28 protein-coding genes are annotated in these 25,979 nt (G+C 54.3%); 8 read left to right on the top strand and 20 right to left on the bottom strand.

Translation table 11 applies throughout. The annotated features are described in order from the left end of the window. Positions 1-19: 19 nt before the first annotated feature. The 7 genes from MWH02_RS00605 to copC form a co-directional block, all read right to left on the bottom strand. On the bottom strand, positions 20-187 hold the full coding sequence (locus MWH02_RS00605) for a hypothetical protein (RefSeq protein ID WP_167391209.1): 168 nt from the start codon (positions 185-187) through the stop codon (positions 20-22). Between the two features lie 120 nt (positions 188-307). Then, positions 308-628, bottom strand: a complete 321-nt coding sequence (locus MWH02_RS00600) for a hypothetical protein (RefSeq protein ID WP_271459679.1) — start codon at positions 626-628, stop codon at positions 308-310. Between the two features lie 202 nt (positions 629-830). Then, complete coding sequence (gene ymcF, locus MWH02_RS00595; protein WP_101764610.1) at positions 831-974, bottom strand: cold shock small protein YmcF; 144 nt, start codon at positions 972-974, stop codon at positions 831-833. 2 nt (positions 975-976) lie between these two features. Further along, a complete protein-coding gene (cspE, locus tag MWH02_RS00590; RefSeq protein WP_007889586.1) occupies positions 977-1,189 on the bottom strand; it encodes a transcription antiterminator/RNA stability regulator CspE in 213 nt (70 codons plus the stop codon). Between the two features lie 719 nt (positions 1,190-1,908). Further along, entirely contained in the window at positions 1,909-2,256 is a 348-nt protein-coding gene (locus tag MWH02_RS00585; protein WP_061718597.1) for a YebY family protein, read from the bottom strand. A gap of 33 nt (positions 2,257-2,289) precedes the next feature. Continuing rightward, positions 2,290-3,171, bottom strand: a complete 882-nt coding sequence (gene copD / locus MWH02_RS00580) for a copper homeostasis membrane protein CopD (protein WP_271459678.1) — start codon at positions 3,169-3,171, stop codon at positions 2,290-2,292. A 3-nt stretch (positions 3,172-3,174) separates the two neighbouring features. Further along, the gene (gene copC, locus MWH02_RS00575) at positions 3,175-3,552 is read right to left on the bottom strand and encodes a copper homeostasis periplasmic binding protein CopC (RefSeq protein ID WP_271459677.1); all 378 of its coding nucleotides are present in this window, start codon (positions 3,550-3,552) and stop codon (positions 3,175-3,177) included. 153 nt (positions 3,553-3,705) lie between these two features. Between copC and MWH02_RS00570 the strand changes: the two genes are divergently transcribed. Both MWH02_RS00570 and exoX read left to right on the top strand, forming a co-directional pair. Continuing rightward, on the top strand, positions 3,706-3,936 hold the full coding sequence (locus tag MWH02_RS00570) for a DNA polymerase III subunit theta (protein WP_008110458.1): 231 nt from the start codon (positions 3,706-3,708) through the stop codon (positions 3,934-3,936). A gap of 3 nt (positions 3,937-3,939) precedes the next feature. Then, positions 3,940-4,608 (top strand): exodeoxyribonuclease X, encoded by a 669-nt coding sequence (gene exoX / locus MWH02_RS00565; RefSeq protein WP_271459676.1) that lies wholly within the window; start codon positions 3,940-3,942, stop codon positions 4,606-4,608. On the opposite strand, the gene MWH02_RS00560 is transcribed toward exoX, so the two are convergent. Both MWH02_RS00560 and MWH02_RS00555 read right to left on the bottom strand, forming a co-directional pair. Further along, entirely contained in the window at positions 4,602-6,665 is a 2,064-nt protein-coding gene (locus tag MWH02_RS00560) for a S9 family peptidase (protein ID WP_271459675.1), read from the bottom strand. The genes exoX and MWH02_RS00560 overlap by 7 nt on opposite strands. A gap of 139 nt (positions 6,666-6,804) precedes the next feature. Continuing rightward, on the bottom strand, positions 6,805-7,446 hold the full coding sequence (locus MWH02_RS00555; RefSeq protein WP_137385935.1) for a tellurite resistance TerB family protein: 642 nt from the start codon (positions 7,444-7,446) through the stop codon (positions 6,805-6,807). A 161-nt stretch (positions 7,447-7,607) separates the two neighbouring features. Between MWH02_RS00555 and purT the strand changes: the two genes are divergently transcribed. Next, positions 7,608-8,786 (top strand): formate-dependent phosphoribosylglycinamide formyltransferase, encoded by a 1,179-nt coding sequence (gene purT / locus MWH02_RS00550; RefSeq protein ID WP_271459674.1) that lies wholly within the window; start codon positions 7,608-7,610, stop codon positions 8,784-8,786. Between the two features lie 43 nt (positions 8,787-8,829). On the opposite strand, the gene MWH02_RS00545 is transcribed toward purT, so the two are convergent. Further along, a complete protein-coding gene (locus MWH02_RS00545) occupies positions 8,830-9,471 on the bottom strand; it encodes a bifunctional 4-hydroxy-2-oxoglutarate aldolase/2-dehydro-3-deoxy-phosphogluconate aldolase (RefSeq protein ID WP_008110463.1) in 642 nt (213 codons plus the stop codon). A gap of 187 nt (positions 9,472-9,658) precedes the next feature. Continuing rightward, complete coding sequence (zwf, locus tag MWH02_RS00540) at positions 9,659-11,134, bottom strand: glucose-6-phosphate dehydrogenase (protein ID WP_064738913.1); 1,476 nt, start codon at positions 11,132-11,134, stop codon at positions 9,659-9,661. A 372-nt stretch (positions 11,135-11,506) separates the two neighbouring features. Here zwf and MWH02_RS00535 point away from each other — a divergent pair, with 372 nt between their 5' ends. From MWH02_RS00535 to MWH02_RS00525, 3 genes are all read left to right on the top strand, one after another. Beyond that, the gene (locus MWH02_RS00535) at positions 11,507-12,361 is read left to right on the top strand and encodes a MurR/RpiR family transcriptional regulator (RefSeq protein WP_271459673.1); all 855 of its coding nucleotides are present in this window, start codon (positions 11,507-11,509) and stop codon (positions 12,359-12,361) included. A 107-nt stretch (positions 12,362-12,468) separates the two neighbouring features. After that, a complete protein-coding gene (gene pyk / locus MWH02_RS00530; protein ID WP_101764163.1) occupies positions 12,469-13,911 on the top strand; it encodes a pyruvate kinase in 1,443 nt (480 codons plus the stop codon). Between the two features lie 86 nt (positions 13,912-13,997). Further along, entirely contained in the window at positions 13,998-15,233 is a 1,236-nt protein-coding gene (locus MWH02_RS00525; protein ID WP_271459672.1) for an MFS transporter, read from the top strand. Between the two features lie 24 nt (positions 15,234-15,257). On the opposite strand, the gene lpxM is transcribed toward MWH02_RS00525, so the two are convergent. The 3 genes from lpxM to znuA form a co-directional block, all read right to left on the bottom strand. Continuing rightward, positions 15,258-16,235 (bottom strand): lauroyl-Kdo(2)-lipid IV(A) myristoyltransferase, encoded by a 978-nt coding sequence (gene lpxM / locus MWH02_RS00520; RefSeq protein WP_271459671.1) that lies wholly within the window; start codon positions 16,233-16,235, stop codon positions 15,258-15,260. A 126-nt stretch (positions 16,236-16,361) separates the two neighbouring features. Further along, on the bottom strand, positions 16,362-17,690 hold the full coding sequence (gene mepM / locus MWH02_RS00515; RefSeq protein WP_271459670.1) for a murein DD-endopeptidase MepM: 1,329 nt from the start codon (positions 17,688-17,690) through the stop codon (positions 16,362-16,364). Positions 17,691-17,703: 13 nt separating this feature from the next. Then, positions 17,704-18,675, bottom strand: a complete 972-nt coding sequence (znuA, locus tag MWH02_RS00510) for a zinc ABC transporter substrate-binding protein ZnuA (protein ID WP_137385939.1) — start codon at positions 18,673-18,675, stop codon at positions 17,704-17,706. Between the two features lie 77 nt (positions 18,676-18,752). Here znuA and znuC point away from each other — a divergent pair, with 77 nt between their 5' ends. Next, the gene (znuC, locus tag MWH02_RS00505) at positions 18,753-19,508 is read left to right on the top strand and encodes a zinc ABC transporter ATP-binding protein ZnuC (protein ID WP_271459669.1); all 756 of its coding nucleotides are present in this window, start codon (positions 18,753-18,755) and stop codon (positions 19,506-19,508) included. After that, positions 19,505-20,290 (top strand): zinc ABC transporter permease subunit ZnuB, encoded by a 786-nt coding sequence (gene znuB, locus MWH02_RS00500; protein ID WP_101764158.1) that lies wholly within the window; start codon positions 19,505-19,507, stop codon positions 20,288-20,290. The genes znuC and znuB overlap by 4 nt, the downstream gene beginning before the upstream one ends. A 7-nt stretch (positions 20,291-20,297) precedes the next feature. Here znuB and ruvB read toward each other — a convergent pair whose 3' ends face one another. The 6 genes from ruvB to aspS all read right to left on the bottom strand — a co-directional run bounded on the left by ruvB (position 20,298) and on the right by aspS (position 25,810). Then, a complete protein-coding gene (ruvB, locus tag MWH02_RS00495; RefSeq protein WP_007889560.1) occupies positions 20,298-21,302 on the bottom strand; it encodes a Holliday junction branch migration DNA helicase RuvB in 1,005 nt (334 codons plus the stop codon). 8 nt (positions 21,303-21,310) lie between these two features. Continuing rightward, on the bottom strand, positions 21,311-21,925 hold the full coding sequence (gene ruvA / locus MWH02_RS00490) for a Holliday junction branch migration protein RuvA (protein ID WP_007889559.1): 615 nt from the start codon (positions 21,923-21,925) through the stop codon (positions 21,311-21,313). A 92-nt stretch (positions 21,926-22,017) separates the two neighbouring features. Beyond that, the gene (gene ruvC, locus MWH02_RS00485) at positions 22,018-22,545 is read right to left on the bottom strand and encodes a crossover junction endodeoxyribonuclease RuvC (protein WP_008110486.1); all 528 of its coding nucleotides are present in this window, start codon (positions 22,543-22,545) and stop codon (positions 22,018-22,020) included. Between the two features lie 37 nt (positions 22,546-22,582). Next, entirely contained in the window at positions 22,583-23,326 is a 744-nt protein-coding gene (locus MWH02_RS00480; protein ID WP_271459668.1) for a YebC/PmpR family DNA-binding transcriptional regulator, read from the bottom strand. A 271-nt stretch (positions 23,327-23,597) separates the two neighbouring features. After that, positions 23,598-24,029 carry a dihydroneopterin triphosphate diphosphatase gene (nudB, locus tag MWH02_RS00475; RefSeq protein ID WP_008110490.1) on the bottom strand — a complete coding sequence of 144 codons (432 nt, stop codon included), beginning with the start codon at positions 24,027-24,029 and terminating at the stop codon, positions 23,598-23,600. Then, positions 24,029-25,810 carry an aspartate--tRNA ligase gene (aspS, locus tag MWH02_RS00470; RefSeq protein WP_271459667.1) on the bottom strand — a complete coding sequence of 594 codons (1,782 nt, stop codon included), beginning with the start codon at positions 25,808-25,810 and terminating at the stop codon, positions 24,029-24,031. Before aspS ends, nudB begins: the two co-directional genes overlap by 1 nt. Positions 25,811-25,979: the final 169 nt, after the last annotated feature.

The following is a 25,979-nucleotide window of genomic DNA, read 5'->3' as shown; positions in this document are numbered from 1 at the left end:
CGTTACAGCGTTCAATGCTTTAGCGAGTAATTAAAAATATCGCCACTAAGAAGAAGGCTAATAAACCCGCGAAAGTCATTGTTCCAATACGCGGCGTTTTTGCCCGCCCAACGACCACACCAATAAAGATACAAAGCAGAGTTAACGTGCCAATCATTACCCAAAGAAGATATTGTGTGTTTGCCATGAAGGATCCTTATTAACCGGCAATAAAACAGATGCGCCAATTTTATACCATTTTTCATGCATGCTGGCTGCAGCTATTTGACCGCAAAATTGTCGGGGTAGATGCTCAGAAGGCTAATTATTAAGTTGCACCGTGCGCGCAACGCACTGATTGCAGTTTCTGCAACTGCTCCAGGCGCGCCTTCACTTTGCTGTTAGCGCTGGCCTTTGCAAGGCCGTTACCGATACCAAAATCCCCGACGAATCCCAATACCGTTAGCGCATCAAACTCGCCGGTTTTATCAATCTGCTGCTTAACGCTTTGGCTTTTAGCGATCTCCTGATTCAGTGCTGCACAGTTATAGGTTTGCGCTTCGGCATCGCTCACTTTGGCGGACTGCGGATACTGTTTCAATGCGCAACCACTCAGCAGCAAGGCGATCAGGATAACGGGCTTGTGCATCTCGCAATATTCTCTCTATGACGGTAATTTATTTCGGAATGAGAGAAAAAGTAGCATGTGGGTAAGATGGCAAACGTGGGAATAAGTGAAGTTATGCGGGGGAATTTAAAATAAAAAAGCACTGCCTGAGCAGTGCTAATGATTCTGATATCAGGCAATTGCCTGATAAGCCCTGATAATTATGTGGGCAGAATATCCGCTATTACGCCGTTTTCAACACAATCATTGATGATTTGCAGAAAATACATTTAGCGCCATGTGGGTTCATTTTCGTAATATCGAACGCGGAGGTACGATATTGTGAACTCTGGCAATGCGGACATCTTAAACGATTATAAATGCGAATAATTACAGACCTAATACATTTGTTGCAGACGGACCTTTTGGACCATCTTCAACTGAAAACTCAACACGCTGACCTTCATCAAGTGAGCGATAATCAGTGCCCTGAATGGCTGAGAAGTGGACGAAAACGTCCTTGCTGCCATTTTCAGGAGAAATAAAGCCGAAGCCTTTTTCTGAGTTGAACCATTTTACCGTTCCAAGAATTTTATTAGACATAATTTTTACCTTTTTAATGAGCCTATTGGCGTAAGGGCCGAGTTGCAGATACGAATCAGAACTTAGGATAAGACTCAAAGAGAAAGGGCTTGAAGCGGCACTAACCGGGATGAGAAATACAATGGGAACTAACCTTCTAACTGTCTGCTATTCAGACCGACGACGCATTAACGCATTTATCTTACCAGGTAGCAAGGTAAAACTTTTTTATTTCTTATCAAAAAAGGAAAACAGAAAATAAAAAACCCACCGAAGTGGGTTTAATCATCAATCAGGCTGCTTGTCGCCCGACTCCGGTGCCAGACTCTCATCGTCTTTTTCATGCTCATCCGGCTTCACCTTAGTCTCTTCTTCAAGCTCATCCGCTTCGATCGGTCTATCAGACATAAATCCTCCTGAGTTGCTTAGAGAATTAAGTGTAGATGCCAGCATAAAGGTAAGCCTAACGCGTGCAGACAATACATTATTATGCAGTTAAAAAAAGACCCAATACGATTCCTGTATCGGGTCCAGGGAAATGGCTCTTTGAGAGCCGTGCGCTAAAAGTTGGCATTTTTGCAGGCGAGGACGCCTTGCCATTTAAAGGTAGTCCAGGATTGCTGGTTTTCCAGCCAATCATGCGGTTTGGTCGCGAAAGGTGACAACTCTGTGATCGTGGTGACAGAACGAGGAAGCAAGCGTAGCGGCAGAACTGTGCGCTACGCCTGAGAATATAGGGGTTACTTACCGCACAGTTGCTGCGCGCGGTCGATGATCGGTTGCAGACTCATTTTCTGGCCTGGATGGGCTTTATCAACGGCGACAATGGTGTCGATCGATTGCAGCGTGCCCTGCCCGGCCGTTTTGCGCGCAAAGGCTTTATCGTTGAGCGGATACTGCAACAAAGTGCCCGGGTTAATCGCAAACAGCGCGCCGTCTTTCTCGCAGGTCAACATCACCTCTTCGCGGGTGAAGGGCCATTTGTCTTTTCCAATCTCAAAACGGCTAACGGTAATAATCTGTGCCGCCATCGCCTGGCTGCACAGCGCCATCAATACACAAGCTGGAATCAGTTTCTTCAGCAAAATATCGACCTCATTTCATCTTCTTGAATGTCACATTCAGGCCGGTGACAGCGTGGCAAACACGCTCACCAACCCAATTACAATAATGGCCAGCAGCAGCTCAAGCTGCGTCAGGCGAATAAACAGATGCGCTGCGTTACTGGCCGCCAGGCGAAAGCGCGGCACCAGCAGATAGCGATTGGTCAGCGCAATAGCGATCATCAGCATGACTAGCAGCACTTTCACCACCAGCAGTTCGCTCCACAGCGTGGCTTGCCAATGCAACGGCGAACCGGCAATCAGCACGCTATTAATGATGCCCGTCAGCAGCGCGAGCGCCACCGCCAGGTGACCGTAACGCGAGAAGCGCATCATGCAGCGAATCGCATCGGTGCGAAAAGCGATCTGCCGCGCTTCACGCATCAGTAATAACAACGGCAGTAATCCGCCCGCCCAGAATGCAGCCGCAATTAAATGCAGCGCGTGATTGCCTTGTTGCAGCAATCCGGGCCAGCCATCGCGCATCGCGGCATGCCCAACACCGGCTAACGCCACCAACTGTAACAGGCCGCTGCACAGCAGCAGATTTTGCCGCAGTGTGCCACGCAGCAGCAGCGCTAACGTGCTCAGCAGTGCAAAAGCGATTTCCCAACGCCAAACCCGGCCGAAGCGCGTGCTGAGCACCGCCTGCCAGGTTGCGCTGTCACTGACATTACGCCAGTCGCCGCTCATCAAGCCGGTTTGCGTTGCCAGCATCAACAGGGCGCTGAATAAACTCAGCAGCGCGCTGGTACGGAGAAGTAAAGCTAAACGCTGTGATAGCAGCGGACGATAGCGGCGCGGCGCCAGTAGCGCGGTATAAAAGGCGCTACCGGCGAGCAGCAGCACCGACAAAAAATGCAGCGCTCGCAGTCCAATCCACAGCGTGCTCAAACTCATCAATCACTTCACGCTGAAGGTGTAGCTGCCTTTAGTTTTATGTCCGTCAACGGACAGCACATGCCAGTTCACCTGGTAGTTGCCCGACGGCAGCGGCTGGCTGATCGGTACAATCAGCTGATCGTGTTTTTTGTCGTTGAGTTTGGCTTTTCCAACCGCCACCGGTTGATGTTGTGCATTGAGCACATCCACGCCACTGAATGCCGCTTCAACATCCTCGGTAAAGGTCAACGTTAAATTCTGCGGGGAGGTTTCCACCACCGCTTTGTCGGCTGGTACCGGGGTTTTCAGGTGAGCGTGTGCCATAGCAACCTGGCTGAAGGCCAGCGTTGATGACGCCAGAAGTAGCGCGACGACAGCGTTGAACGCAGTTTTCTTCATGACTTCTTCCCTATTAACTGCGGCAAACCACCGCAAACGTGGCAGCAGGATACGCCGCCGATCCGCAGGTGTCGAGACTTGCGGTGCGATCCAATCCGCTTGATCCCAGGGTCCGAAACCATTACTTTTGCCCCTGTTTATCAGGAGAAAAGCATGAGCCAAAACCTTGCCCTGCTCTCGCAGGAAGAGAAAGACAAAGTCAATGTCGATCTGGCCGCCGCGGGCGTTGCATTCAAAGAGCGCTACAATATGCCGGTGATTGCCGAAATGGTGGAGCGCGAGCAGCCTGAAGCGCTGCGTGACTGGTTTCGTCAGCGCTTAATGAACTATCGCCAGGCTTCGCTTAGCCTGTCGCGCCTGCCCTACGAACCGAAGCAGAAGTAATTTATGTTACGTGTAATTGATACCGAAACCTGCGGCCTGCAGGGTGGCGTGGTGGAAGTGGCGTCGGTGGATGTCATTGATGGTCAGATCGTCAATCCGATGAGCGACTTAATCTGCCCGGATCGCCCCATCAGTCGTCAGGCGATGGCGGTACATCGCATTACGGAAACGATGGTGATGGGCAAACCTACGATTGAAGAAGCGATTGGCCGCTATCACGGCAGTCCGCATTACGTGGCGCACAACGCCAGTTTTGATCGCCGCATGTTGCCCACTATGCCGGGCGAATGGATTTGCACCATGACGCTGGCGCGTCAGCTGTGGCCAGGCATCAAATATGGCAATCAGGCGCTGCGCCACAGCCTGAAGCTGGATGTCACGCCACCGGCCGAACTGCATGCGCACCGCGCATTGTATGACTGCTACGTCACCGCTGCGCTGCTGATCCGCATTATGGAAACCTCCGGCTGGAACGCCGAGCAGATGGCGAATTTGTGCCAGCCCGCGCCCGTAAGCGGCGATGTGTTCCCGTTCGGCAAATATCGCGGTCAGAGTATTGGCAGTATCGCGCGTAAAGATCCCGGCTATCTGCGTTGGGTGCTGGAAAATGTGCGTGATTTGCGCCCACCGTTACGGCAGGCGCTGCGCAAGTATGTGAAGAGCGATCAGTAATCGACGCGGTCTGGCAAGCTGCCCTGCGCCAGGCCAATCAGGAAAGTGAACTCCTGCGCCACCCCTTCATACGCTTTGAAGCGGCCCGATTTACCGCCGTGGCCAGAATCCATCTCGGTGCAGAGCAATAGCAGTGAATCGTTGGTTTTCAGCTCACGCAGTTTCGCCACCCACTTAGCCGGTTCCCAATACTGCACCTGCGAATCGTGCAGACCGGTGGTGACCAGCAAATGCGGATAGGCTTTGGCCTCGATGTTGTCATACGGACTGTATTGGCGAATGGTGTGATAGAACTCCGCCTGTTCGGGATTGCCCCACTCATCGTATTCGCCGGTGGTCAGCGGAATCGTCGGATCGAGCATCGTCGTTACCACATCGACAAATGGCACCTGCGCCACCACGCCGTGGAACAGCTCCGGCGCCATGTTCACCACGCCGCCCATCAGTAATCCGCCGGCGCTGCCGCCCATCGCGTAGAGCTGCTGGCGATGACCATAACCCTTCGCCACCAGCGCTTCGGTGACATCAATAAAGTCGGTGAAGCTGTTGATTTTATTCTTCAGGCGGCCACCGTCATACCATTGCTGGCCAAGCTCGCCGCCGCCGCGCACGTGAATTATCGCGTAGACGAAGCCGCGCTCCAGCAAGCTGATGCGGCTGGTGCCAAAGCTGGCATCCATGCTGCTGCCGTAAGCGCCATAACCGTACACCAGCAACGGATTGCTGCCGCGCTGGAAATGCTTGCGGTGATAGACCAGCGAAACAGGAACCTCTGTGCCATCACGCACCGTGATCCACAGATGCTCACTTTTGTAATCCTCCGATTTGAAGCCCGGCACCGGCGTGCGCTTCAGCACGCGACGATCGCCGGTTTCCATGTTCAGTTCAAACAAGGTGGTCGGCGTGGTCATGGAAGAGTAGCCGTAGCGCAAGGTGTCGCTTTCTGGCGAAGGATTGTAGGCAAGCCAGGTGACATAGGCGGGATCGTCGAAGGCGATACCAAAGCTTTCGCCGCTCTCCCAGTTTATCTGCCGCAAGGTGTTTACGCCGTGCTGACGCTCTTCGACTACCAGCCAATGACGAAACAGCTGAAAATCTTCCAGCACCACGTTGTCACGCGCCGGGATCAGCGATTGCCAGCGTGCTTCCGCCAGCCACGCGCTGCGATAGAGCCCGAAATTTTTGCCATCACGATTCGAGCGGATATAGAACTGATGATTGTAGTGATCGATGCTGTATTCGTGGTCGCGGCGACGTGGACAAAAGGTTTGCGGCTGCGCATCCGGATATTCGGCGTCGATCAGCAGAATCTCGCTAGTGTTGGTGCTGTACAACGCAATCAAAATGAAGTGCTCGGAGGTGGTTTTATGCACGCTGAGGTGGAAAGAGTCATCCTTCTCTTCATACACCCGCTGATCGTCAGATTGCGGATGGCCCAGCTCATGGCGCCACACCTGATACGCCAGCAGCGTTTTCGGATGCTTACGCACGTAATAGAGCGTGCGGGAATCGTTGGCCCAGGCAACGCTGGATGACGCGTTGGTCAGCACTTCCGGATACCAGCTACCGCCCTGCAAATTACGGAAGCGAATGCCGTATTGGCGGCGCGACAGGAAGTCTTCCGCTAAGGCCATCACCTGATTGTCCGGTGTAATCGCCAGCGCGCCCATGGTGTAAAAATCACTGTGCGCAGCCCGCTGGTTTCCATCCAGCAACAGCTGCCAGGGCTCATCAGCTGGCGCGTCAACGGGCTGCCGGAAATAAGCCGGATACTCGTTGCCCACTTCATAGCGGCTTTGATAGCGATAACCGTTTTTCACATAGGGCACCGAGTGATCCTGCGGTGGAATGCGGTCAACGATCTCTTTCAGCACCCGTTCCTGCAGCGGATTCTGCGACGCCATCATCGCACGGCCGTAATCATTTTCGGCGTGCAGATGGGCCAACACCTCTGGATTCTCGCGGTCGTCATCACGTAACCAGTGATAATTATCAATGCGCGTTTCACCGTGCAGCTTCATGACATGGGGAATTTTTTTCGCGTGTGGCTGATTCATTAGGCTCTTCTCCCTGAAGGACAACATTCAGCAAGCGTGGCACTAATCACGCACGATGCCAAGCTACACGCAGCATCACTTTACGCAGGGTAAGCAAAAGATGAAAAGCGAAGGCTGCGGATGCAACCTTCGCACGGAATTAAGCAGCTTTTTCCGCGTCGATATCGCGCTGGATACCGTCGCGCACATCCTGGGGGATTTTCAGCGCATCGCCGAGCGCGGAGAGATAGCTACGCTCCATAAAGTGGTCGACATCAATGGCTGCACAGCTGAGGAAATAGAGTTCCAGCGCCTCTTCTTCGTTTTTAACGTCAGCGGCCAGCCAGTTAGGATCGAGCGGGCGATTCATCGCCTGCTGAATCAGCGCTTCGGCTTGTGCGCCGTAGCCGGCCTGCTGGATATTTTGCTCAATGGCGGCACGCTCTTGATCGTCAATGTGACCATCACTTTTCGCCGCGAACACCAGCGCCGTGACTAAACGCTCTGCGCGTTGATCCATCGGCGTTTGCAGCTGGCCAAAGCCCGCATCGTCCTGATGGGTTTCACGTATGCGCTGTTTGTATTTGTTCCACAATAGCGCGCCCGCCGCCGCGCCGCCGCCCAATAGCAAGGCTTTGCCGCCATATTTGGTCAGCAGCTTACGCGTGGATTTACTGCCTACCAGCAATCCCGCCAGCCCGCCCAATGCGCCCGGGGCCAGCATGTCACTTAAACCGCCCGATTTTCCGTCTCCACCCTTTTTCGCCAGCACCGATTGAATTTGCTGCAGCCAATTGCTCATCGTTTAACTCCTGTTTACTTTTCCGTTCTCCATGCTGCCGCAGGCTGTGTCAGTTAACGTCAGAGCGGGAAAAGTATGGCAAACCTCATCGCGGCGAAAGCGTGAGTACGCAAACGTTTTCGTTTATACTGCGCGCGCATTTTGACTGCTAAGGTGAAATTATGACGACTCTCGGAACCGCGCTGCGCCCTGCCGCTACGCGTGTCATGCTGTTAGGTTCAGGCGAATTAGGCAAAGAAGTGGCACTTGAGTGCCAGCGTCTTGGTGTGGAAGTGATCGCGGTGGATCGTTACGCCGATGCTCCGGCGATGCACGTGGCGCATCGCAGCTATGTGATCAACATGCTGGACGGCGACGCGCTGGCCGCGCTGATTGCCGAGGAAAAGCCGCACTTCGTGGTACCAGAAATTGAAGCCATTGCCACCGAAAAACTGCTGGAGCTGGAAGCGCAAGGTCAGAAAGTGGTGCCGACCGCACGCGCCGCACGTCTGACCATGAACCGCGAAGGCATTCGCCGTCTGGCGGCGGAAGAGTTGTCCTTACCAACCTCGACTTACCAGTTTGCTGACAGCAAAGAGAATTTTGTGGCCGCGGCTGAGGCGATTGGATTCCCGTGCATCGTTAAGCCGGTGATGAGCTCATCCGGTAAAGGCCAGAGCTTTATTCGGGAAGCCAGCCAGCTGGATAAAGCCTGGGATTATGCGCAGCAAGGCGGACGTGCCGGTGCGGGCCGCGTAATCGTTGAAGGCGTGGTGAAGTTTGATTTCGAAATCACCCTGCTGACCATCAGCGCAGTAGACGGCATTCACTTCTGCGCGCCGATTGGTCATCGTCAGGAAGATGGCGATTATCGTGAATCATGGCAGCCGCAGCAGATGAGTGAACTGGCGCTGCAACGCGCGCAGGATATCGCCGCTAACGTGGTAAAAGCGCTCGGTGGATACGGCCTGTTTGGCGTGGAGCTGTTCGTGTGCGGTGATGAAGTGGTGTTCAGCGAAGTGTCACCGCGTCCGCATGATACCGGCATGGTCACGCTGATTTCGCAGGATCTGTCCGAGTTTGCGCTGCATGTGCGCGCTTTCCTCGGCCTGCCGATTGGCGGCATTCGTCAATACGGTCCCGCTGCGTCGGCAGTGATTTTGCCTGAGCTGAACAGCCAGAACGTCGTGTTCGGAAATATCGAAGCCGCGCTGGGTGCCGGATTGCAGCTGCGCCTGTTTGGTAAGCCGGAAATCGCCGGTCAGCGCCGATTAGGCGTGGCTTTGGCAACCGGTGAAAACACCGATGACGCTATCGCGCGCGCCGTGGCGAGTGCGGCAGCGGTAAAAGTGGTAGGTTAAGTAAGACTAAGTGGTCGCCATCAATGGCGACCGATTCATGAACTTATGCGCGAGCGCCTTCAACCGCTTCACGCGCCAGACGCGTAATACGATCCCAGTCACCGCTTTCCAACGCATCATTCGGTACCAGCCACGAACCGCCAATGCACAGCACGCTTTTCAGCGCCAGATAGTCTCGATAGTTGGCTGGCGAGATGCCGCCAGTTGGACAGAAACGCACCTGCGGGAACGGACCGCCAATCGCGGATAATGCTTTCACGCCACCATTGGCTTCCGCCGGGAAGAATTTGAACTCCCGCAAGCCGTAATCCATGCCGGTCATCAGTTCTGAAACCGTGCTGATACCTGGAATCAATGGCACCGGACCTTCAACCGCGGCTTTCAGCAGCGATTCCGTCAATCCTGGGCTGATGACAAACTGCGCACCGGCGTCAGTGACTTCTTTCAGTTGCTGGGTGTTGATCACCGTGCCCGCACCGACAATCGCTTCCGGTACTTCTTTAATCATTGCACGCAGCGCGTCCATCGCCACTGGGGTACGCAGCGTCACTTCCAGCACTCGCACACCGCCAGCCACCAGCGCTTTCGCCATCGGCACCGCGTGTTCCAGCTTGTTCACCACAATGACCGGCACGACCGGGCCAGTTTTCAGGATCTGTTCAGCACTTGTTTTCCAGTTCTTCATCACGTTTCCTTGGTTGCATCAGCCCGGCGTTTAGCCACGCTGTCAATAATTGGGCTCTACCATACAAGATCGTCTGGAGCGGCGTCCATCGGATATCAGAATTTTTTGAAACTCTGGTTCACTTTTCAGAAAAATGAATTCTGGACGTAAAAAAGCCCGCACATTTGGCGGGCTCAACATGAGGTTTCTATTCGAACTCGTTCCAGGAACGGCCATCGCGAGTAATCATCGCGACAGAGGCAACCGGTCCCCATGTTCCCGCCTGATACGGCTTAGGCGCTTCGGCATCGGCGCTCCAGGCATCAATGATCGAATCCACCCAGCCCCACGCTGCTTCAACTTCATCACGACGCACAAACAGCGCCTGAATACCGCGCATGGTTTCCAGCAGCAGACGCTCGTAAGCATCGGCCAGATGCGACTGGTTGAAGGTTTCGGAGTAGCTCAAATCCAGCTTGGTGGTCTGCAGTTTATGCTTGTGGTCAAGTCCCGGCACTTTGTTCAGTATTTCGATATCCACGCCTTCGTCCGGCTGCAGACGAATGGTCAGCTTGTTCTGCGGCAGTTCAGCGTACGAATCCTTAAACAGGTTCATCTCAGGATTCTTGAAATACACCACCACTTCAGAGCATTTGGTTGGCAAGCGCTTGCCGGTACGCAGATAGAACGGCACACCAGCCCAACGCCAGTTATCGATATCCACGCGAATAGCAACAAAGCTTTCCGTGGCGCTCTGCTTGTTAGCGCCCTCTTCTTCCAGATAACCTGGCACTTTCTTGCCCTGCACAAAGCCGGCGGTGTACTGACCGCGTACGGTTTTCTCGCGCACGTTGGTTTGATCAATACGACGCAGTGAGCGCAGCACTTTCACTTTTTCATCACGAATCGCATCCGCGCTCAGATCGGACGGCGGCGACATGGCAATCATGGTGAGGATCTGCAACAGGTGGTTCTGAATCATGTCACGCATCTGGCCGGCTTTGTCGAAGTAACCCCAACGGCCTTCGATGCCCACCTCTTCTGCCACGGTGATCTGCACGTGATCGATGGTGCGATTGTCCCAGTTGTTGACGAAGATGGAGTTGGCAAAACGCAGCGCCAGCAGGTTGAGCACCGTCTCTTTACCGAGATAGTGGTCAATACGGAAAACCTGGCCTTCTTCGAAGTATTTGCCGACGCTGTCATTGATCTCTTGTGAGGTTTCCAATGAGGTGCCGAGCGGCTTTTCCATTACTACGCGTGCCGGTTTGGCGTTCAGCTTGGCGGCGCCCAGACCGTCGCAAATCGCGCCAAAGGTGCTTGGCGGCATGGCGAAGTAGTTAATGGTGACGCGGTTTTTCTGGTCAAGCATTTTGCCCAGTTTGGTGAAATGCGAGGTGTCATTTACGTCGAGGTTACAGAAGTCGAGACGGCTGCTGAGGGTATCCCACAGCGCTTCATCGATCTTCTCTTTCATGAAGGTTTCCAGCGCTTCACGTACCACTTTGGTATACGCGGCTTTATCCCAATCCGCGCGACCCACGCCAATAATGCGAGTGGTTTCATGAATCTGACCGGCTTTTTCCAGCTGATACAGTGATGGCAACAGTTTACGGCGCGCGAGATCGCCTTTGGCACCGAAAATCACCAGATCGCATGCCTGGGCTGTTTGTGTAACCGCCATTTTCCTCTCCTCGTTGCAGGATATACCCGGCTTGAGCGTGCTCATCACGCCAGGTCCTTATTGTAATTTTCTTACAGCACAATGTACGTTTTTAGCGGGTTTAGGACAACCCGAACGCAGTGTTTTGCTGGCGTTAACTGTGAACGTAATAAAGGTGTTAAGTGTGTTGTAGCGTGCCATTTGAGCACATTTTCTGTTTCGATATTTGTCGTGGCAAAACACGTCAGCGATCAAAGTATCGCAAAAAAATCGCGTTTACATTTGTCCTCCGCTGCGTGCGAGGGGCTATTACACGGTATATTCTTGTGAATTGGCAGCGATTTCATTGATTGATGAACGCGAAAAAGTGATTGACGCTCATTAGGTTAAACCATGCTGGAACAGATTCAGGCGCAACTCGATGCATTAAGCAAATCAGAACGTAAAGTCGCAGAGCAGATTCTTGCCGCGCCGCAACAGGCGATGCACTCCAGCATCGCCACGCTGGCTCGCGCCGCTGACGTCAGCGAACCGACGGTGAATCGCTTCTGCCATCGTATGGGCACGCGCGGCTTCCCTGACTTCAAATTGCAGCTCGCGCAGAGCCTGGTCAAAAGCCCGAACTGGGTGAGTCGCGATGTGGAAGAAAATGACACTGTGGAAAGCTACAGCCACAAAATCTTTGATTCCGCGTTAGCGGGCCTCAGCCGCGTCCGCCAGCAACTCGATTCTCAGGTGATTCGTCAGGCGGTTCAGGCGCTGTCAAAGGCGCATAAAATTGCCTTTTTTGGCCTTGGTGCCTCCGCCGTGGTGGCACATGACGCCACCAATAAATTTTTGCGATTTAATCTGCCGGTCATCTGGTCAGAGGATATTGTGATCCAGCGCATGAGTTGCATAAATAGTGGTCCAAACGATGTGTTTGTTCTCATCTCACATACTGGTCGCACCAAAAATATGGTAGAACTGGCTCGCCTGGCGCGTGTAAACGCTTCCACTGTGCTGGCTATCACTTCTCCGGGTTCCCCGCTGGCGGCGGAAGCCACGCTGGCTTTGACGCTCGACGTACCCGAAGATACCGATATCTACCTGCCAATGGTTTCCCGCCTCGCACAATTAACCGTGATTGATGTTCTGGCGACAGGGTTTACCCTTGAGCGCGGCGCTGCTTTCCGTGAAAATTTGAAGCGGGTGAAAGAAGCGCTGAAAGATTCACGCCTGGAGAAACAGGCGCAGGAAAATAATTAACATCACATTCACAATGTGAGTCGAATCACAGCCCATCGATCATATAGAATAGATGAACACTACGTGTCACTTGAGAGCGACACGATACTTTGCTAACGGAGTCCTTCATGTCCAGACGTCTCAGAAGAACCAAGATCGTTACAACCCTCGGTCCAGCCACCGATCGCGACAACAACCTCGAAAAAATCATCGCGGCGGGTGCTAACGTTGTACGACTCAACTTCTCCCACGGCACACCGGAAGATCATCAGCAGCGCGCCAATAAAGTCCGTGAAATCGCGGCGAAACTGGGTCGTCACGTAGCGATCCTGGGCGACCTGCAAGGCCCAAAAATTCGCGTATCGACCTTCAAAGAAGGCAAAGTGTTCCTCAACGTCGGCGATCGTTTCCTGCTGGATGCTGATTTAACCAAAGGCGAAGGCGATAAAGAAAAAGTCGGTATCGACTATAAAGGCCTGCCAGAAGATGTGGTGCCCGGCGATATCCTGCTGCTGGACGACGGTCGCGTGCAGCTGAAAGTGTTGGAAGTTCAGGGCGTAAAAGTGTTCACCGAAGTCACCGTCGGCGGCCCGCTCTCTAACAATAAAGGCATCAACAAACTCGGCGGCGGTCTCTCTGCCGATGCGCTGACCGAAAAAGACAAAGTTGATATCGTTACCGCCGCGAAAATCGGCGTGGATTATCTGGCGGTCTCCTTCCCGCGTAACGGCGAAGATATGAATTATGCCCGCCGTCTGGCGCGCGACGCTGGCTGCGACGCCAAACTGGTGGCGAAAGTGGAACGTGCTGAAGCCGTTGCCTCACAGGAAGCGATGGATGACATCATCCTTGCCTCTGATGTAGTGATGGTTGCGCGTGGCGATTTGGGTGTGGAGATTGGCGATCCTGAGCTGGTGGGTATTCAGAAAGCGTTGATCCGTCGTGCGCGCCAGCTGAACCGCACCATCATCACCGCCACGCAGATGATGGAGTCGATGATTACCAATCCAATGCCAACGCGTGCCGAAGTCATGGACGTGGCGAACGCCGTGCTGGATGGTACCGATGCGGTGATGCTGTCGGCGGAAACCGCTGCTGGCCAGTATCCGGCTGAAACCGTCTCAGCGATGGCGAAAGTGTGCCTCGGCGCAGAGAAAATCCCGAGCGTTAACGTTTCTAAGCACCGCCTGGAAGTACAGTTCGATAACGTCGAAGAAGCGATTGCCATGTCGGCGATGTATGCTGCCAACCATCTGCAAGGGGTTTCAGCGATTATCACCATGACCGAATCGGGCCGTACCGCGCTGATGACCTCACGTATCACGTCCGGTTTGCCGATCTTCGCCATGTCACGTCACGAACGTACGCTGAACCTGACGGCGCTGTACCGTGGTGTTACGCCAGTGTTCTTCGACAGCAATAACGATGGTGTTGCTGCCGCGCACGATGCAGTGAATTTGCTGCGCGAAAAAGGTTTCCTGGTTTCAGGCGACCTGGTGATTGTCACCCAGGGCGACGTGATGTCGACCACCGGCACCACCAATACCAGCCGTGTTTTGCGCGTAGACTGATACGCACCACCCACAGCGGCTGTAACAACATGGACAAACGCGACTGCCTGGCAGTCGCGTTTTTATTTTTTTGACAAGGAGGCCAGATGGCCCGCTATCAACCTATTACTCAACTCACCGGGCGCGTGCTGCTGTTCCCGCTCGCGCTGGTACTGTTTGAGTTCGCCACCTATATCGCGCATGACATGATTCAGCCCGGCATGCTGCTGGTGACGTCTGAATTCAGCGTCGGCCCGGAATGGGTTTCGACCTCGCTGACCGCGTATCTGATGGGCGGCGTGGTGCTGCAATGGCTGCTCGGTCCGCTCTCTGACAAATATGGCCGCCGGCCGGTGCTGCTGTTTGGCATCCTGTTCTTTGCCGCCGCCTGTATTCTGACAACGTGGGTGAGCAGCATTGAGGAGTTTGTCGCGCTGCGCTTTGTGCAGGGTATTAGCCTGTGCTTTATTGGCGCCGTCAGCTACGCAGCGGTGCAGGAAGCCTTTGACGAGGCGCTGGCAGTACGCATGATGGCGCTGATGGCCAACGTCGCGCTGCTGGCACCGCTCGCTGGTCCGCTGGCCGGAGCCGCGTGGCTCACCGTTGGCGAGTGGCGCAGCATGTTCTGGCTGTTTGCCATCTGCAGCGTGATTGCGTTTGCCCTGCTGTGGCACGTCATGCCGGAAACCGCTGGCGATCGCAGTCACTCTATCGCCCTGCCAACGCTGGCGCGCGGCTATGCGCGTTTGGCGCGCGATCGTCAGGTGATGTACGGCTCCTTTGCCATTGGTTTGGTGTTTATTCCGATCCTGACGTGGGTAGCGCTCTCGCCAGTGATTCTGATGCACGATGAAGGATTGTCACGCATGCAGTATGCGCTGCTGCAGCTGCCGGTGTTTCTGGCGATGATTGCCGGCAACATCACGCTCGGCAAACTGGCTGGACGCGTGCCGATTGAGCAGCCGGTGAAGTTTGCCGCCTGGCCGATTCTGATTGGTTTGAGTATTTCGCTGCTGGCTAATTTGCTCGATAGTCACACCTATCTGCTGCTGACCGCCGGGTTAAGCTTGTACGCTTTCGGCGCAGGCATGGTGAATGCCGGTCTGTACCGTTTGACGCTTTACTCCAGCAACGAAGGCAAAGGCAGCGTGGCGGCGATGCTCGGTATGATCAGTATTCTGACCTTAGCGGTAGGCATTGAGCTGGCGAAAAGTGGCTACTTCAGCGGCGGCACACCGTGGTTTAGCGGGATTAACTTCGCCGCTGGCGTGCTGTGGTTTGGTCTGGTGACCCTGTTCCTGCGCGAACGTAAACGTCGCAGTCACGTGGCGGCAATAGAATGATAAAGGGGCCAGACGGCCCCATGTTTATTTCCTACGAGGATAAAGATCTTTGCGCGCATAAGGTTCGATATCCCCTTCCTTACGCGTTTTCAGCAGCTTCAGAATCCAGGTGTACTGTTCCGGATGCGGTCGCACGAACACTTCAACTTCTTCATTCATGCGACGCGCAAGCGTATTGTCATCGGCATCCAGCAAGTCATCCATTGGCGGACGCACATAGATTTCCAGACGATGGGTTTCACTGTTGTACACCGGGAACAGCGGCACAACGCGTGCGCGGCATACTTTCATCAGGCGGCCCACTGCAGGCAATGTGGCTTTGTAAGTAGCAAAGAAATCCACAAACTCGCTGTGTTCCGGGCCGTGATCCTGGTCCGGCAGATAATAGCCGTAATAACCCTGACGCACCGACGCGATAAACGGCTTAATGCCGTCATTTCGCGCATGCATACGGCCACCAAAACGGCGTCGCACGGTATTCCACAGATAATCCATTAACGGATCGCTTTGATTGTGGAACATCGCCGCCATCATCTGGCCTTCAGACGCCAGCAGCATCGCTGGAATATCCACGCCCCAGCCATGCGGCACCAGGAAAATGACGTTTTCTTTGTTGGCCTGCAGTTGCTCAATGATTTCCCGGCCGTACCAGTCAACACGCTTACGCACATGCTCAGGATTACGCATGCCCAATTCGGCCATCATCGCCATCGCCTGCGGTGCGGTGGCAAACATACGATCAGCAATCTCTTCGCGCTGCGCTTCACTCAATTCCGGCAGGCAATAATAGAGATTGATCAGCGCACGGCGGCGCGCACTTTTCGCCAGCTTACCGGCGAACTTGCCCAATCCGCCCAGAATCGGATCGCGCACTTTAGCGGGAAGCAATGCCATGCCGGCCAGCGCGCCAACCACCAACCAACTTCCCCAGTATTTCGGCTTTAAAAAAGAACGTTGAAAAACGGGAATAAACTCGCTGTTATTTTTCTTTCGGGTTTCCATGCACTCGCCTCTGACAATGACCGGTCAATAATAGTGACGGTGGTTAATTTTGCAATCTTCATGCGCCAGATAGCAAAAAACCGACGAAGAATCCGTCGGTTTTTAAGTGTTACGCGCAATAATGCGCTATTTCAGCGTCAACTGCGGCAACCAGGTTTTGACTTGCGCCATGTAAGTGCTGCGATCTTTACCCGTCAGACCCTCCATGCGCGGCAGTTTTGCCGTCAATGGATTCACCGCCTGATTGTTGATCCATACTTCATAATGCAAATGCGGACCGGTCGAACGTCCGGTGTTACCCGACAACGCAATACGATCGCCGCGTTTCACTTTTTGCCCCGGTTTCACCAACGCTTTACTCAGGTGCATATAACGCGTCATGTACTGACGACCGTGACGAATTGCCACGTAATTCCCGGCAGCACCGCCGTTTTTCGCCATCACCACTTCACCATCGCCCACGGCTAACACAGGCGTACCAATAGGCAGCGCGAAATCGACACCTTTATGCGGTGCAATGCGGCCGGTTACCGGATTAAGGCGACGCGGATTGAAGTTGGAAGAGACACGATACTGCTTAACCGTAGGGAAACGCATAAAGCCACGCGCTAAACCAGACGCGTTGCGATCGTAGAACTTGCCGTCTTCCGCACGGAACGCGTAGTAGTCTTTACCGCCGGTGCGTAAACGCACGCCAAGCAATTGGCTTTGGGCACTTTTGCCATCGAGCATTTCACGAGACATCAGCACGCTAAAGTCATCACCGGCGCGTAGTTTGCGGAAATCCATCTGCCACTGCATCGCTTTGATGACGTTGCTGGTTTCTGCGCTGGTTAAGCCCGCACGCTGGGCACTGGCAGCAAAACTGCCGCGCACTTCACCTTTCAGTACGTTGTTTTGCCACTCACCCTTTTGCAGCTCCTGCTGCATCTTAAAGCTGCCGTTGTCGGCGCGCTGATAAGTACGGGTTTCACGACGATCAATTTCCCAGCTGAAGGTTTGCAGTTGTCCATCAGTATCCAGCGTCCAGCTCAGTTGCTGACCAACGCGCATGTTGCGCAGATCTTTATCGCTACTGACTAATGCGTTGATATCGCCCATCTCAATACCGTACTGATTTAACGCGCTGCTCAGCGTATCACCTGAAGAGACGGTGTACTCATGTACGTTGGGATTGTCCGGAACGTCATTATCAATGTCGTCAGCAGGAATATCGTCGGACGGTTCTTCCGTTGTCTGGTCAATCGGCTCGCTGGCTTCGGGCAACAGCGTGCGCAGTTCGTCTTTATCCAACGTAATGGTTTTCACGATGGGGGCAACATCACGCGGATGGTAAACGTAAGGCCGCCATACTGCGACGGCCAACGTGACAACGGTTAATGAACCCAGCATAACGCGGTGGGGGCGCGGCAAATTGTTAAATGCGAGGGCGACAGAGCGGGCTATCTGCTGCACTTTTACCTATTCCTCATGCTCCATTCAGGCAGCTCGCATACTGGCTCGACAGCTGTGAAAGAAATTTCACGTAGCTGTCTTTGGATAAGCTGATGTCCATACCCAACGGATCTAACGTGCCTTTACGTACGGAAGTTCCACGGGACACGGCATCGATGACGGCCGGTCTGAATTGTGGTTCAGCGAAAACGCAAACGGCTTTCTGCTCAACCAACTGTGTTCGTATTTGATGTAAACGCTGGGCGCCCGGCTGGATTTCAGGATTGACGGTAAAATGACCTAAAGGTGACAAACCGTAATGTTTTTCAAAGTAGCTGTAAGCATCGTGAAAAACGAAATAACCCTTGTTCCGCACAGGCGCGAGTTGCGCGCCGATGTGTTTGTCTGCATCGGCTAATTCTGCCTTAAATTCCTGCAGATTAGCGTCAAGTTTGGCTTTGCTTTGCGGCATAAGTTCCAATAATTTTCCATGGATTGCAACCGCAGATTGTAAGGCCATGTCAGGGGACATCCACAGGTGCATATTAAACTGTCCGTGGTGGTGATGCGCATGAGACCCGTCCTGGTCTTCGGAATTTTCTGAGTCGTGATCGTGATCGTGACCATGCTCATGTTCCTCATCTTCATCATCGCCGCTAATCAATAGCGGTTTTATGCCCGGCAATGCGGCAATTTCGAGGTTTTTACTGGCAGGTAATTCGGCCGCTGACTTAGTAAGAAAGGCTTCCATCTCTGGGCCTGTCCATACTACTAAGTCTGCGTTTTTAATACGTTTTACATCAGAGGGACGCAAGGCATAATCATGCTCTGAGGCGCCATCAGGCAGCAATACTTCAACCGGCGTAATACCCTCTGCGATAGCCGCTGCGATAAATCCGATAGGTTTGATTGAAGCGACAACTGCGGAGTGCGCGGGTAATGCGCTTGCCGCGCCAATTGCCGCAGCAGTAAGGGTGAAAATCAGGCGCTTTTTATTGTGTAACATAATACGTCATTCCATCGTGAACCGTTGATGGAATGTGATATTATAACATTCGAAATTCTATGCAACCCGTAAATAACATGTCGCCACTTGTTACCCTTGAAAACATTTCTGTGAAGTTCTCCCAGCGTCCGGTGCTTGCAGGTATTAGCCTCGCACTTGAGCCGGGGAAAATTCTTACCCTGCTCGGCCCGAACGGCGCCGGTAAATCCACGCTGGTTCGCGCGGTGTTGGGGCTACTGAAACCCACCAGCGGCAGCGTCAAGCGCGTCGCTGATTTGCGTATCGGCTACGTGCCGCAAAAACTGCACATCGACCCAACGTTGCCGATCACCGTTGAACGCTTTATGCGCCTGTCGCGCGGCACCAAACGCGATGCCATTTTGCCGGCGCTCAAGCGCGTACAGGCCGGGCATCTGCTGCATGCAACGCTGCAAAAACTCTCTGGCGGTGAGACACAACGTGTTTTGCTGGCGCGTGCATTACTCAATGAACCGCAGCTTTTGGTACTGGATGAGCCGACACAAGGCGTTGATGTCAACGGCCAGGTCGCGCTGTACGATTTGATCGATCAGCTGCGCCGCGAACTGAACTGCGGTGTGCTGATGGTTTCACACGACCTGCATCTGGTGATGGCGAAAACCGACGAAGTGCTGTGTCTCAACCATCACATCTGCTGTTCCGGCACGCCGGAAGCGGTGTCACAACATCCCGAGTTTATTGCGATGTTTGGCCCACGCGGCGCGCAGCAGCTGGCGATTTATCGTCATCATCATAATCACCGTCACGATTTACAGGGACGCATTGTTCTGCGCAAGGGAAATGGCCCGTCATGATTGAACTGTTATTACCTGGCTGGCTGGGCGGCGTGTTGCTGGCGCTGGCGGCCGGTCCACTTGGCTCGTTTGTGGTTTGGCGCCGCATGTCTTACTTCGGCGATACACTCGCGCATGCGTCCTTACTGGGCGTGGCGTTTGGTTTGCTGCTCAACGTGAATCCTTACTATGCGGTGATTTTGGTGACCGTGTGTCTGGCGTTGGGATTGGTGTGGCTGGAGCGACGCCCGCATCTGGCTATTGATACGCTGCTCGGCATTATGGCGCACAGTGCGCTGTCGCTGGGTTTAGTGGTCGTCAGTCTGATGCAAGGCGTGCGTGTCGATCTGATGGCTTACCTGTTTGGCGATCTGCTGGCGGTGACGCCCGATGATTTGTGGATGATGGGCGGCGGCGTGGCGATTGTACTGGCGGTGATGGCGTGGCAGTGGAATTCGTTGTTGTCGATGACCATCAGCCCGGAGCTGGCGCAGGTGGATGGCGTTAACATTCAGCGCACGCGTTTGATGTTGATGCTGGTCACCGCATTAACCATCGGCGTAGCGATGAAGTTTGTCGGTGCTTTGATTATTACGTCGTTGCTGATTATCCCGGCGGCGACGGCACGTCGCTTCTCGCGCTCGCCGGAACAGATGGCCGGTTTTGCGGTAATTGCCGGTATTATCGCAGTGACCGGTGGACTGACCTTCTCCGCCAGCTACGATACGCCAGCCGGTCCTTCAGTGGTGTTATGCGCGGCAGTATTGTTCATCATTAGCATGGCAAAAAAACCGGCGGCATAACGCCGGTTTACTCTTCGCGACTGATACCAAAGTGTTTGTAAGCATGCTGCGTGGCCATCCGGCCACGCGGCGTGCGTTGAATGAATCCTTGCTGGATCAGGAAGGGTTCAATCACATCCTCAATAGTTTCCCGCTCTTCGCCAATCGCCGCTGCCAGGTTATCTAAGCCAACCGGACCACCCGAGAACTTATCGATAATCGCCAGCAGCAGTTTGCGGTCCATATAATCAAAACCCTGACTGTCGACGTTAAGCATATCTAGCGCGCTGGCTGATACTTCGCCGCTCAGATTGCCGTTGGCGCGCACTTCCGCAAAGTCACGCACGCGGCGCAGCAGACGGTTAGCGATACGCGGCGTTCCGCGTGCACGACGCGCTATCTCCAGCGCGCCCTCTTCGCTCAGCGCCAGGCCAAGACAGGCCGCGCTTCGACCCACGATATGCTGCAGATCGGGCACGTTATAGAACTCAAGGCGCTGCACGATGCCGAAACGGTCGCGCAGCGGCGAAGTTAAAGAACCGGCACGCGTCGTGGCACCAATCAGGGTAAACGGCGGCAGATCGAGCTTAATCGAACGCGCTGCCGGACCTTCACCAATCATGATATCCAGCTGATAATCTTCCATCGCTGGATACAGCACTTCTTCCACCACTGGCGACAGTCGATGGATCTCATCAATAAACAGCACATCATGCGGTTCGAGGTTAGTGAGCATCGCCGCCAGATCGCCGGCTTTTTCCAGCACCGGGCCGGACGTGGTGCGCAGATTGACGCCCATTTCGTTAGCGACGATGTTAGCCAGCGTGGTTTTACCCAATCCCGGCGGGCCGAAAATCAGCAGATGATCGAGTGCATCGCCACGTAGTTTCGCAGCCTGGATGAAAATCTCCATTTGCTCGCGCACCTGCGGCTGGCCAACATATTCCGTGAGCAGCTTGGGACGAATGGCACGGTCGAGCGTTTCTTCTTCATTAAAGGAACTGCCCGAGACCAGACGATCGGCTTCAATCATGCTTTACCTCAAATAGCTGCGCGCAGGGCTTCACGAATCAGGGTTTCGCAATCCGCATCCGGTTTACCGACTTTACTGATCATACGGCTGGCTTCCTGCGGTTTATAGCCCAGAGCCACCAGCGCTGAAACCGCTTCGGCTTCAGCATCGTTATTGTCTTGTGCAGCGGATGGCGTGGTCAACGTAAAGGTTGAATCACCACCAAACAGATCGCCGTGCATGCCGATAAAGCGGTCTTTCATCTCCACAATCAAACGCTCGGCGGTTTTTTTACCCACGCCCGGCAGTTTGATCAGCGAGGCAATCTCTTGTCGCTCAACGGCGGTCACGAACTGCTGGGCCGACATGCCAGACAGAATTGCCAGCGCCAGTTTTGGCCCAACGCCATTCACCTTCACCAGCTCGCGGAACAGCGTGCGTTCCTGCTTGTTATTGAAACCGAACAGCAGTTGCGCATCTTCGCGTACCACAAACTGCGTAAAGATAATCGCTTCCTGATTGATCTCCGGCAGCTCGTAAAAGCAGGTCATTGGCATGTGCACTTCATAACCGACACCGTGCGCCTCAATCAACACCAGCGGCGGCTGTTTCTCCAGAATGTTGCCTCGTAAACGACCAATCACCTGAGCAATTCCTTAATCTGATAAGTAAGCCTGTTTATATACCATAAAAAAGGCTGGATGAATATCCAGCCTCATACCGCGTTTCGTTTCCGCTAACCGGATCGCATACGCCCGCGCGTCATCACCAGTTTCGTATCGCTGATACGCGCCGCGTTTTGGCTCATATGGCAATGCGTAATGGCGATGGCCAGCGCATCGGCGGCATCCGCCTGCGGGTTGGCTGGCAGTTTCAGCAAGGTTCGTACCATATGCTGCACCTGACTTTTCTCAGCGCCGCCGGTACCAGTAACGGTTTGCTTCACCTGGCGCGCCGCATATTCAAACACCGGCAAATCATGATTCACCGCCGCGACAATCGCCGCACCGCGCGCCTGGCCCAGTTTCAGCGCTGAGTCCGCATTCTTGGCCATAAACACTTGCTCGATGGCGAAATAGTCGGGTGAGAACTGGGTGATAATTTCGCTGACGCCCGCGTAGATCAGTTTGAGGCGCGTCGGCAGATCGGTGACGCTGGTGCGGATACAGCCGCTGCCCAGATAGGTAAGCTGGCGGCCGGTTTGGCGAATAACACCGTAACCGGTGACGCGCGAGCCGGGATCGATCCCGAGAATTATCGCCACGGCGCGTCTCCGGTGAGTGGGGTTTTAAGCAACGCCATTACAGCGTTTCTGCGATCTCATCAGAGATTTCACCGTTATGGTAAACTTCCTGCACGTCGTCACAGTCTTCCAGCATGTCGATCAGGCGCAGCAGTTTCGGCGCGGTTTCGGCATCCATTTCGGCTTTAGTGGAAGGGATCATCGAGACTTCAGCCGAGTCGGCTTTCAGACCGCCCGCTTCCAGCGCATCACGCACCGCACCCATCTCTTCCCACGCGGTGAAGACATCAATCGCGCCGTCGTCATAGGCCACAACGTCTTCTGCACCTGCTTCCAGCGCCGCTTCCATCACCGCATCTTCGTCCTGACCTGGCGCGAAGGAGATTACGCCCTTCTTGCTGAACAGGTAAGAAACCGAACCATCGGTACCGAGGTTGCCGCCGGTTTTGGTGAAGGCATGACGCACTTCGCCCACGGTACGGTTGCGGTTGTCGCTCAGGCACTCAATCATCACTGCTGAGCCGCCCGGACCGTAACCTTCATAAATGATGGTTTCCATGTTGGAATCATCTTCACCGCCCACGCCGCGTGCGATGGCACGGTTCATGGTGTCGCGCGTCATGTTGTTAGACAGCGCTTTGTCCATCGCTGCGCGCAGACGTGGGTTGGAAGCCGCATCGCCACCGCCCAGTTTCGCGGCGGTGACCAGCTCACGAATGATTTTGGTGAAGATTTTACCGCGCTTAGCGTCCTGAGCAGCCTTGCGGTGCTTAGTATTCGCCCATTTACTGTGTCCAGCCATCTTACTTTATCTCCGATCTTATCAATCGCACGGGCTATCTTACTTGCGATCCCGGCTCCCGGCAGTGCTCGCAATCCTCACGTACCAAAGTACGCTCCGGTTGCTGTGCGCTGGCGGTAACCGACCTCGCTGCGACGATTACGCCCGACTGTTCAATTTTAGCGGTGCAGGCTTAACATCCTGCACCAGGTTTAAGTGACGAAGGAATAACTTCGTCGAATTCACGGAATTTAACTGAATTGCCACCGGAAAAACGCGCGGCGGCAAGCATTCAGATAAATTCTTCAATCGCCTGGCGGTTACTCCAGGACTTGGTGAGGGCTGCGGCAGCGGCGGGTTCGAGCCAGCGCGCGGCGAGATGCTCGGTGAGCAGCAGGTCGCGCTCTGCGGGTATAGCCAACCTGAACCAGTGTTCGCGATTGTGCGTGGTGCCCGGTGCGTAACGATGACGATAGTGCGGGAAGATCTCAAACTCGATTTGCTTGTGGCAATCGTCCAGCACTAGCTTTTCGTGCGCAATATCGATGGCGAGTTCTTCTAACACTTCGCGCTGAGCTGCCTGGCGCGGGGTTTCGCCCGCTTCCAGGCTGCCAGTGACCGATTGCCAGAAGCTGTCGTCATCACGTCGCTGCAGCATTAACACCCGGCCGGTATCGCGGGCAAAAATCACCACCAGCACCGAAACCGGATGTTTAAAGCCCATTACTTGTTCTCTGTTTTTTCTTTTTTCGGCGCTACCAGAATGCCGAGGTCCAGCAACGCAGCGGGATTCGCTTCGCTTGGGGCTTCGGTCATCATGCACGCGGCGGCAGTCGTTTTCGGGAACGCGATCACATCACGGATGTTATCGGTGCCGGTCAACAGCATGGTCAGACGATCCAGGCCGAACGCCAGGCCGGCGTGCGGCGGCGTACCGTATTTCAGTGCGTCGAGCAGGAAGCCAAACTTCTCACGCTGCTCTTCTTCAGTAATACCGAGGATGCTGAATACCGTCTGCTGCATTTTACCATTATGAATACGTACGGAACCGCCACCCACTTCGTAGCCGTTAATCACCATATCGTAAGCATTGGCCACCGCTTGTACCGGATCGGTTGCCAGCTGTTCCGCGCTCAAGTCTTTCGGCGACGTGAACGGATGGTGCATCGCTGCCAGGCCGCCCTCTTCATCTTCCTCAAACATTGGGAAGTCGATCACCCATAGCGGCGCCCAGGCTTTGTCATCAGTAATCTGCAGATCGCGGCCCACTTTCAGACGCAGCGCGCCCAGCGCATCCGCCACCACTTTGGCGCGGTCCGCACCGAAGAAGATCAGGTCGCCATCTTGGGCGCCAGTACGGTTGAGAATGTCTTCAACGATTTCTGCGCTGAGGAACTTGGCAACCGGGCTCTGTACGCCTTCGAAGCCTTTCGCGCGTTCGTTGATCTTCATCCACGCCAAACCTTTGGCGCCATAGATTTTGACAAATTCGCCATACTCATCAATTTGCTTACGCGTCAGCGCTGCACCGCCCGGTACGCGCAGGGCAGCCACGCGGCCTTTGGCATCATTGGCTGGGCCAGCAAACACCTGGAATTCTACGTTTTTCAGCAGATCGGCAACGTCGACCAGCTCCATTGGGTTACGCAGGTCTGGCTTATCTGAGCCGTAACGGTTCATCGCTTCCGCAAAAGTCATCTGCGGGAAGTCACCGAGATCCACGCCTTTGATATCGATCCACAATTCACGAATCAGACGTTCCATCTTTTCACGCACCTGCTCTGCGGTCATGAAAGAGGTCTCCACGTCGATCTGGGTGAATTCTGGCTGACGATCGGCACGCAGATCTTCGTCACGGAAACACTTAACGATCTGATAGTAGCGGTCAAAACCCGACATCATCAGTAGCTGTTTGAACAGCTGTGGCGACTGCGGCAGCGCGTAGAACTTGCCTTTATGCACGCGGCTTGGCACCAGATAGTCACGCGCGCCTTCAGGCGTGGCTTTGGTCAGCATCGGCGTTTCGATATCGAGGAAACCCTGGTCGTCCATAAAGCGACGCACGAAGCTGGTAATTTTAGCGCGGGTTTTCAAACGCTGCGCCATTTCCGGACGACGCAGGTCCAGGTAACGATAGGTCAGGCGCGCTTCTTCGCTGTTGACCTGGTTAGAGTCCAGCGGCAGCGGTTCAGCGCGGTTGATGATATTCAGCTCGTGGGCAAACACTTCCACTTCGCCGGTCGCCATATCGCTGTTTTTGTTCTTTTCGTCACGTGCACGCACGGTGCCGGTGATCTGGATACAGAATTCGTTACGCAGCTCAGATGCCAGCTGGAAAGCGTCCTGACGATCGGCATCAAAGAACACCTGTGCGATACCTTCACGGTCACGCATATCGATAAAAATCAGGCTACCCAGATCGCGACGGCGATTTACCCAGCCGCAGAGAGTGACTTGCTGACCCACGTGAGACAGATTGAGCTGTCCGCAATATTCTGTACGCATAACGTATCCTTTTAACTTCGCCGCTGCTGCCAGACAGCATCAGGCCGCGTAACCTTCTGAGATGCTGTCGCAAAAAAGGCGGCTATTATAATGGAAAAACCCAGGCAGGATAAGTGGAGCCCGATCAAAGCGGACAAAACATTATGCTTTATCGCGCTGTTTTTCCTGC

The organism is Pantoea leporis (genome assembly GCF_028048155.1).
Taxonomy (GTDB): domain Bacteria; phylum Pseudomonadota; class Gammaproteobacteria; order Enterobacterales; family Enterobacteriaceae; genus Pantoea; species Pantoea leporis.
Note: the sequence above shows the minus strand (reverse complement) of the source record. Positions and strands in the feature narration are given on the sequence as shown.

Bases quoted from the DNA above. Each gene is read 5' to 3' on its own strand.
- MWH02_RS00605 (WP_167391209.1), bottom strand. From the start codon at position 187: ATGGCAAACACACAATATCTTCTTTGGGTAATGATTGGCACGTTAACT.
- MWH02_RS00600 (WP_271459679.1), bottom strand. From the start codon at position 628: ATGCACAAGCCCGTTATCCTGATCGCCTTGCTGCTGAGTGGTTGCGCA.
- cspE (WP_007889586.1), bottom strand. From the start codon at position 1,189: ATGTCTAATAAAATTCTTGGAACGGTAAAATGGTTCAACTCAGAAAAA.
- copD (WP_271459678.1), bottom strand. From the start codon at position 3,171: ATGAGTTTGAGCACGCTGTGGATTGGACTGCGAGCGCTGCATTTTTTG.
- copC (WP_271459677.1), bottom strand. From the start codon at position 3,552: ATGAAGAAAACTGCGTTCAACGCTGTCGTCGCGCTACTTCTGGCGTCA.
- MWH02_RS00570 (WP_008110458.1), top strand. From the start codon at position 3,706: ATGAGCCAAAACCTTGCCCTGCTCTCGCAGGAAGAGAAAGACAAAGTC.
- exoX (WP_271459676.1), top strand. From the start codon at position 3,940: ATGTTACGTGTAATTGATACCGAAACCTGCGGCCTGCAGGGTGGCGTG.
- MWH02_RS00560 (WP_271459675.1), bottom strand. From the start codon at position 6,665: ATGAATCAGCCACACGCGAAAAAAATTCCCCATGTCATGAAGCTGCAC.
- MWH02_RS00555 (WP_137385935.1), bottom strand. From the start codon at position 7,446: ATGAGCAATTGGCTGCAGCAAATTCAATCGGTGCTGGCGAAAAAGGGT.
- purT (WP_271459674.1), top strand. From the start codon at position 7,608: ATGACGACTCTCGGAACCGCGCTGCGCCCTGCCGCTACGCGTGTCATG.
- MWH02_RS00545 (WP_008110463.1), bottom strand. From the start codon at position 9,471: ATGAAGAACTGGAAAACAAGTGCTGAACAGATCCTGAAAACTGGCCCG.
- zwf (WP_064738913.1), bottom strand. From the start codon at position 11,134: ATGGCGGTTACACAAACAGCCCAGGCATGCGATCTGGTGATTTTCGGT.
- MWH02_RS00535 (WP_271459673.1), top strand. From the start codon at position 11,507: ATGCTGGAACAGATTCAGGCGCAACTCGATGCATTAAGCAAATCAGAA.
- pyk (WP_101764163.1), top strand. From the start codon at position 12,469: ATGTCCAGACGTCTCAGAAGAACCAAGATCGTTACAACCCTCGGTCCA.
- MWH02_RS00525 (WP_271459672.1), top strand. From the start codon at position 13,998: ATGGCCCGCTATCAACCTATTACTCAACTCACCGGGCGCGTGCTGCTG.
- lpxM (WP_271459671.1), bottom strand. From the start codon at position 16,235: ATGGAAACCCGAAAGAAAAATAACAGCGAGTTTATTCCCGTTTTTCAA.
- znuA (WP_137385939.1), bottom strand. From the start codon at position 18,675: ATGTTACACAATAAAAAGCGCCTGATTTTCACCCTTACTGCTGCGGCA.
- znuC (WP_271459669.1), top strand. From the start codon at position 18,753: ATGTCGCCACTTGTTACCCTTGAAAACATTTCTGTGAAGTTCTCCCAG.
- znuB (WP_101764158.1), top strand. From the start codon at position 19,505: ATGATTGAACTGTTATTACCTGGCTGGCTGGGCGGCGTGTTGCTGGCG.
- ruvB (WP_007889560.1), bottom strand. From the start codon at position 21,302: ATGATTGAAGCCGATCGTCTGGTCTCGGGCAGTTCCTTTAATGAAGAA.
- MWH02_RS00480 (WP_271459668.1), bottom strand. From the start codon at position 23,326: ATGGCTGGACACAGTAAATGGGCGAATACTAAGCACCGCAAGGCTGCT.
- nudB (WP_008110490.1), bottom strand. From the start codon at position 24,029: ATGGGCTTTAAACATCCGGTTTCGGTGCTGGTGGTGATTTTTGCCCGC.
- aspS (WP_271459667.1), bottom strand. From the start codon at position 25,810: ATGCGTACAGAATATTGCGGACAGCTCAATCTGTCTCACGTGGGTCAG.